General features: G+C 74.4%; 5 protein-coding genes. 3 read left to right on the top strand and 2 right to left on the bottom strand.

Translation table 11 applies throughout. The annotated features are described in order from the left end of the window. Positions 1 to 130: 130 nt before the first annotated feature. Together ACZ4SW_RS02385 and ACZ4SW_RS02380 are read right to left on the bottom strand one after the other, a co-directional pair. Positions 131 to 1,579, bottom strand: a complete 1,449-nt coding sequence (locus ACZ4SW_RS02385; RefSeq protein WP_468236818.1) for a hypothetical protein — start codon at positions 1,577 to 1,579, stop codon at positions 131 to 133. 594 nt (positions 1,580 to 2,173) lie between these two features. Then, a complete protein-coding gene (locus ACZ4SW_RS02380; protein WP_468236816.1) occupies positions 2,174 to 3,556 on the bottom strand; it encodes a transcriptional regulator in 1,383 nt (460 codons plus the stop codon). A 341-nt stretch (positions 3,557 to 3,897) separates the two neighbouring features. Here ACZ4SW_RS02380 and ACZ4SW_RS02375 point away from each other — a divergent pair, with 341 nt between their 5' ends. The 3 genes from ACZ4SW_RS02375 (at position 3,898) to ACZ4SW_RS02365 (ending at position 7,103) form a co-directional block, all read left to right on the top strand. Next, positions 3,898 to 4,551: a bifunctional DNA primase/polymerase gene (locus tag ACZ4SW_RS02375; RefSeq protein ID WP_468237579.1), complete on the top strand. Its 654-nt coding sequence runs from the start codon at positions 3,898 to 3,900 to the stop codon at positions 4,549 to 4,551. Positions 4,552 to 4,728: 177 nt separating this feature from the next. Then, positions 4,729 to 5,520, top strand: a complete 792-nt coding sequence (locus ACZ4SW_RS02370; protein WP_468236813.1) for an ABC transporter ATP-binding protein — start codon at positions 4,729 to 4,731, stop codon at positions 5,518 to 5,520. Further along, entirely contained in the window at positions 5,517 to 7,103 is a 1,587-nt protein-coding gene (locus ACZ4SW_RS02365) for a transporter (protein WP_468236810.1), read from the top strand. Before ACZ4SW_RS02370 ends, ACZ4SW_RS02365 begins: the two co-directional genes overlap by 4 nt. Positions 7,104 to 7,142: the final 39 nt, after the last annotated feature.

Raw genomic sequence — 7,142 nt, 5'->3', positions numbered from 1 at the left:
GGCCACGGCAGGCGAACGAAAAAAAACAACCGACCACCAAACACCCCCTCCCCCCCCCCCCCCCCCCCCCCCCCCCCCCCCCCCCCCCCCCCCCCCCCCCCCCCCCCCCCCCCCCCCCCCACCGCCGTGCTCAGAGCTGGGTCGGCTGGCGCTCGGTCAGCCCGTACTTCTGCGCGATGACGTTCCACAGCCGCGCGGCCTTGGCCTTCTGGGCGCTGGCCGTGCCGCTGTCCCGGTTGCCCGCCTGGGCCTGGGGGGTGACGCGCGCCTGGCCCTTCTTGCAGCCCTTCTTGCCCGAGACCTGGTCGGCCCAGGCCGCGTAGTGGGTGTCGGCGGACGCGGACGCCTTCCAGGCGCTGGTGAGCGCGGTGGTCAGCGCGGCATGGTCGGGCAGCCTGTCGACCTGGAGTCCGGACAGCCGGGTGACCAGGTCGTTGCGCTGCCGGGCCGCGTCCCGCAGATCACCGGCCGACTGGTCGAGGTTCTGGCACGCCTTGACGTTGGCGACCGCCCTGATCACCGCGCCGCGGCTGTTTCCGCTGTCGGCCAGGAGCTTGTCCAGGGCGGCGGCCTGCGCCCGGGCCGGGTCGGCGGCACCCGACTGCGAGGCGTCCGGGGCGGGCCCGGTCGCGGCGACGGACTTGCTGTTGTCGGTCTTGCCGTCGCTGCCGCCGCCGCTCAGCATGGCGCCGGCCCCGATCCCGAGGGCGACGATGCAGACGCCGATGCCGGCGATGAGGGGGACGCGCGAGCGGGTACGGCCGCCGCCCTGGTCGGCGCCGACGCCCGCGGGTGCGCCGGGGGCGCCCGCGCCGTCGAACGGCGGCAGATGCCGGGTGGCCTCGGGGCCCCCGCCCGCGCCGTCACGGAAGAGGTTCTCGAACTCGGACGGCGGCGCCTGCCCGGGCGCCCCGGGCCGCACGGCGTACGGCTGCCCGGGCACGGGCGGAAGGTACTGCGTGGCCTGCGCGTCGGGGTCGGCGGCGGGCGGCAGCGGACCGGCTGCGGCCCGGCCGAGGACCTGGGTCGCCTGGTCCGCGGGCATCTCCGGGGGCAGCGCGCCCGGGCCCACCGGCGGGATGTACTGGGTGGCGCCCTCGTCGGGGGAGGCGGCCACCGGGGGTATGTACTGGGTCGCGGCCTCGTTCGGGGCGGCGGCGACGGGCGGCAGGTACTGCGTGGCGCCCTCGTCGGCGGAGCCGGCCGCCGGGGGCAGGGGTCCGGCACCGGCGCTCTGCTGCCCGGGCAGCGGCTGTCCCGTGCCGGACGGCGGCTGCTGACCCCAGGCCGAGCGCGGGTCCGCCCCGTCCCAGGACGGCTGCGCTCCCCACTGCTGGTGCTGGTCGTGGTGCGGGGTCTGGTGCTGGTTCTGGTTCTGGGCAGCCTGCCCCGGCCCCCACGGCTGCCCCCAGGCCTGCCCGCCGGCCGGGCCGGGCGCAGGTGCGGGAGCGGGGGATATGGAACCGTTCACTCCGCCCGACCGGCCCGGCAGCAGGGGCGCGCCGCCGTCGGAGGGCAGCACGATGCCTTCGCGCGCGGGCCGCGCCGAGGGCTCCTCGCCCTGTCCACTCTGCGTCACCGGGACTCCTACGAATGGGGGACCTTCGGAATCGTCGGCTCACGCTACCGGGTCCCCATGACGGGTGCTACGCCGGACAGGGCGGAGCACCCCGCAGGGACGCGGGGCCGTATCGACATGCGGCCCCACCACAAGGGCGCGACCAGCCACGAACCCGCACGAACGAGACATCCGTCACTCCTGCGGCACACTCCGGACCCGGCGTGGACCCCCGCCGCCGGCACCCCGACCCCGGCCACGTCCCACAACCACCGCGCACGCCAAGCCCCCAAGGGGCGCGGGGAACTGCGCGCCCAGCCACCCAACAACCCGCACCAAGCCACCGGCCACCCCAGCGGCGATCGCCCCCGGGGCCCGGGGCGAAGCCCCGCGACGGCGCCCGCAACCCCGGCTACGTCACACAACCGCCGGACAGCCCCCCAAGGGGCGCGGGGAACTGCGCGCCCAGCCACCCAACAACCCGCACCAACAAGCCACCGGCCACCCCAGCGACGATCGCCCCCGGGGCCCGGGGCGAAGCCCCGCGACGGCGCCCGCAACCCCGGGTACGTCAGACAACCGCCGCCGGGCAGGCTTCCGCAGCCGCCGGAGGCATCACGCCGCCGCCAGCTCCAACCGCGCCCCGAACTCCCGCACCACGGCCTCCTCCCGGTACGGCTCCAACCGCTGCTGCAGGTCGTCCAGATACTCCGCCCCCCGGCTGGACCGCAGCGTGCCGAGCAGTTCCACGGCCTTCAACCCGGTGTGGCACGCCTGCTCCACCTCCCGCTGCTGCACCTGCGCGGTGGCGAGCAGCACCAGGCCGATCGCCCGCCGCCGGGCCCGTGACTCGGGATGTCCCGCCAGCGACTCCTCCGCCCGCCGGGCCGCCGCCTCCGCCTGCCCCAGATCCCGGTGACAGTGCGCCAGTTCATCGGCCAGGTAGGCCTCGTCGAAGTGCGCGATCCACGCCGGGTCGTCCCCGGACGCCGCGTCGGCCGCCTCCAGCGCCGTCACCGCACGCCCGGACGCGATCTGTGTGGCCCGCACATCGCCCATCAGCGCATGCCCGCGCGCCTCCGCCGCGTAGAACATGGCCTCCGCGCGCGGGGTGACGCGCCCCCGCGCCCCCTCCTGCGCCGCCCGCGCCAACTGCGCGATCTCACGCGGGTTGCCGAGCTGCGCCGCGAGGTGGCTCATGGACGCGGCGAGCACATAGCCGCCGTACCCGCGGTCTCCGGCCGCCTGCGCGAGCCGCAGCGCCTGGATGTAGTACCGCTGCGCGAGCCCCGGCTGCCCGGTGTCGACCGCCATGTACCCCGCCAGTTCCGTCAACCGCGCGACGGACCCGAACAGTTCGCGTCCCACCGCGTCCCGGTACGACCCGGCCAGCAGCCCGGAGACGACGCTGTTGAGGTAGTGCACGACGACCGGCCGCACATGCCCGCTGCCGTACTGGTGGTCCAGGTCGACCAGGGCCTGCGTCATCGCCCGCACCGCGTCCACGTCCGACTGCCCCACCCGCGGCCCGGCCGACCGCGCGACCTGCGGGTCCGGCCCGGAGATCAGCCAGTCACGGCTCGGCTCGACGAGCGCCGAGGCGGCGACCGAGGACCCCGACAGGAAGTCCCGGCGCCCGACGTCGCTGCGCCACAGCTCGCAGACCTGCTCGATGGCGCCGAGCACCGTCGGCGAGAACTGCAGGCCCACGCCCGACGCCAGGTTCTTGCCGTTGGCCATGCCGATCTCGTCGATCGTGACCGTACGGCCCAGCTTGCGGCCGAGCGCCTCCGCGGTGATCGCCGGGGCGCGGCCCCGCGGCTGCTGTCCGCGCAGCCAGCGGGCCACGGACGTCTTGTCGTAGCGCAGATCGAGGCCGTGCTCCGCGCCGCACATGTTCACCCGGCGGGCGAGCCCCGCGTTCGAGCAGCCCGCTTCCTGAATGAGCGCCTGCAGTCGTTCGTTCGGCTGCCGTGCGACAAGAGGCCTGGCGGCCATGGCGTACCCCCTACTTCCTGGCTCGGTTCGCCGCGTGGCCGGTGCACCGAAAAGATCCGGCCCTGAAGATCGATGCCCAGCGGACATTCCCCTGATGCGAGACATGCGAGGATTGCCGGGGTAAAGGCTGATCCCGCACCCCCCACCTGGTTACCCAACCCCCGCTGCCGTTCCCCGTGCGCGCCCCCACCCGTGCATCCATGCGCCCCGCCCACGGGGACAGTGCTCCTCCCCGGCGCATGTCGGATAAAAAGGACGTGCTCAAAAAGCATTCCCGGAAGGGGGAACGGCACCCTGTCAGGGAGGCGTAACCCCGCGTGACCGCTAGAGTTGAGTTCATCGTGGAAGAGACCATCGCGGGCCCTGAAGCTGCCCACATCCCGAAGCAGCGCGGCGAATCACTCCTGGATGCCGCTGTCCGTTACGTCGAGGAGCGTCACTGGGACGTGTTCCCCGGCACCTGGCTGGAAGCCGTCGACGGGATGAACCGCTGCTCCTGCGGCCAGTCCGCGTGTCCCGTGCCCGGCGCGCACCCGGCACACGACGACTGGGCGACGCAGGCGACCGGCAGTGCGACCGTCGCGCGCGGACTGTGGTCCGAGCAGCCGACCGCGTCGATCCTGCTGCCCACCGGGCGCACGTTCGACGCGATCGACGTCCCGGAGACCGCCGGTTTCCTCGCGCTCGCGCGCATGGAACGCATGGAGCTGACGCTCGGTCCGGTGACGCTGACGCCGGGGGGGCGCATGCAGTTCTTCGTGCTGCCGGGCGCGTCCGCGAAGGTGCCGGACCTGCTGCGCAAACTGGGCTGGCAGCCGGCCTCGCTCGACCTGGCCACGCTCGGCGAGGGCGCGTACGTGGCCGCGCCGCCCACGCGGTTCGGGTCGCGGGGGGCCGTGCAGTGGGCCCGGCGGCCCACCGCCGAGAACCGGTGGCTGCCGGATGCCGAGGAGTTGGTGTCGCCGCTGGCGTATGCGTGCGGCAGGGATCGGTAACCGTCCGCCGTCCCGCCCGCCCGGCCTCCGGGGCCGCCGCCGACGACGGGTCCGTCGCGGTCGCCCGCTCGCCCGAGTTCTCGGCTTCGCTCGAACAGGGGCCCCCGCCGCGGCGGAGCCGCACACAGGCACTGTCCCGCGCCCCTCACGGGGCGCCCCGCGCCGTAGGGTTCTCGCATGAACGAGGGAACAGTGACCGCTCCCGCCGCCGTACGCGTGCATGACCTGTGGAAGCGGTTCGGGGAACACGTTGCCGTCGCCGGGGTGGATCTCGAGTTGCCCGCCGGGCGGTTCATCGGGCTGGTCGGGCCCAACGGAGCCGGGAAGACCACCACGCTGTCCATGGTCACCGGGCTGCTCAGGCCCGACCGCGGCACCGTCGAGGTCGTCGGGCACGACGTGTGGCGCGACCCCGTTCAGGTGAAGTCCCGCATCGGGGTGCTGCCCGAGGGCCTGCGGCTCTTCGAGCGGCTGTCCGGGCGCGAACTGCTCGCCTACATCGGCCGGTTGCGCGGACTGCCCGGCGCCGAGGTCGACAAGCGGGCCGCCCAGCTCCTGGACGTCCTCGACCTGGCCGGCGCCCAGCACAAGCTCGTCGTCGACTACTCCACCGGGATGCGCAAGAAGATCGGCCTCGCCGCCGCCCTCCTCCACAACCCCGAAGTCCTCTTCCTCGACGAGCCGTTCGAGGGCGTCGACCCGGTCTCCGCGCAGACCATCCGCGGCGTCCTGGAGCGGTACACCGCCTCCGGCGCCACCGTCGTCTTCTCCTCCCACGTCATGGAGCTGGTCGAGTCGCTGTGCGACTGGGTGGCGGTCATGGCCGCCGGCCGGATCCGCGCCCACGGCCCGCTGGCCGACGTGCGCGGCGACGCGCCCACCCTCCAGCAGGCGTTCCTCGAACTGGTCGGCGCCGGCGGCCGCACCGCCGGAACCGACCTCGACTGGCTCGGCGGCGGCGCCCGATGACCGGCCTGACGACCGTCCTGGTACGGCTGAAGCTGTCCCTGCTGCGGAACGGGCTGCGGCGGTCCGCCGGGCGGCGCGCCGCATACCTCGCCTCGCTCGTCCTCGCCCTGCTGTTCGCCGCCACCCAACTGCTCGGCCTGATCCTGCTGCGCGGCAACGCGCACGCCGCGTCCGTCGCCGTGCTGGGCATCGAAGTCGTCGCGCTCGGCTGGGCGGTGATGCCGCTGTTCTTCCCCAGCGGCGACGAGACGCTCGACCCGACCCGCCTGGTGATGCTGCCGCTGCGCCCGGGACCCCTCGTCCGGGCCCTGCTGGTGGCGTCCCTGGTCGGCATCGGACCGCTGCTCACCCTGTGCCTGGCCGCCGGAGGGGTGATCTCCGTGGCGCACGGGGCGGCCGCGTACGCCACCGCGGTCGTCGCCGTCGTCCTCGTCCTGCTGATCTGCGTGGCGCTCGCACGGGCCGTCGCCACCGCCAACACCCGGCTGCTGACCAGCCGCAAGGGCCGCGACCTCGCCGTACTGAGCGGGCTGGTCATCGCCGTCGGCGCCCAGGTCGTCAACTTCGGCGCGCGCGAGCTCGGTTCGGCCGGGCTGTCCCGGCTGGACCCGGCGGCCGACGTCCTGCGCTGGGTGCCGCCCGCCTCCGCCATCGGCGCGGTGGACTCCATGGGCAAGGGCTCCTACGGCGCCGGCGCCGCCCAACTGGCCCTGAGCGCCGCGGCGCTGGCGGGACTGCTGGCCGTGTGGTCGCGCAGCCTGACGAAGCTGATGACCGCGCCGGACTCCTCCACGCTCCAGGCCGCCGAACCCGGGCCCCGGGAGCGCACCTCCACGGGCCTGTCCCGGCTGCTGCCCGAGGGCCGCACCGGCACGGTGACGGAGCGCAGCCTGCGCTACGTCTGGCGCGACCCCAAGACCAAGGCGGCGTGGGTGACCTCGCTCGCCATCGGGCTGATCGTGCCCGTCTTCAACGCCCTGCAGGGCACCGGATCGGTCTACTTCGCCTGCTTCGCGGCCGGCATGCTCGGCATCCAGATGTACAACCAGTTCGGGCAGGACACCTCCGCGTTCTGGATGGTCGCGACGACGATCTCCTCCACCCGCGACGCCCACGCCGAACTGCGCGGCCGGGCACTGGCCCTGCTGCTGATCACCCTGCCGTACGCCGCCCTCGTCACCGTCGCCACGACCGCCCTGCTCGGCGCCTGGCAGAAGCTGCCCGAAGTGCTCGGACTGTCGTTCGCGCTGCTCGGCGCGATGCTGGCCACCGGCGCCTGGTCCTCGGCCCGCTTCCCGTACTCGATACCGCAGGAGGGCTACAAGAACGTCGTCCCGGGGCAGGCCGGGCTCGCCTGGATCTCCGTCGTGGGCGGCATGGTCTCGGCGGCCCTGCTGTCCGCGCCCGTGATCGCGGCGACGATCTGGCTGAACGTCACCGCGGGCGGCGACGACTGGACCTGGCTGCTGCTGCCGGCGGGCGCCGCCTACGGCGCCCTGATCACCCTCCTCGGCCTCCGCCTCGCGGCCCCCCGCACGGCCCGCCGGCTGCCGGAGATCCTGGCGGCGGTCAGCAAGGGCTAGCGGTGCGGGACGGAGGGACCGGCGCAAGGAATTCGCCCA

The organism is Streptomyces sp. NPDC028331 (assembly GCF_055565775.1).
Note: the sequence above shows the minus strand (reverse complement) of the source record. Positions and strands in the feature narration are given on the sequence as shown.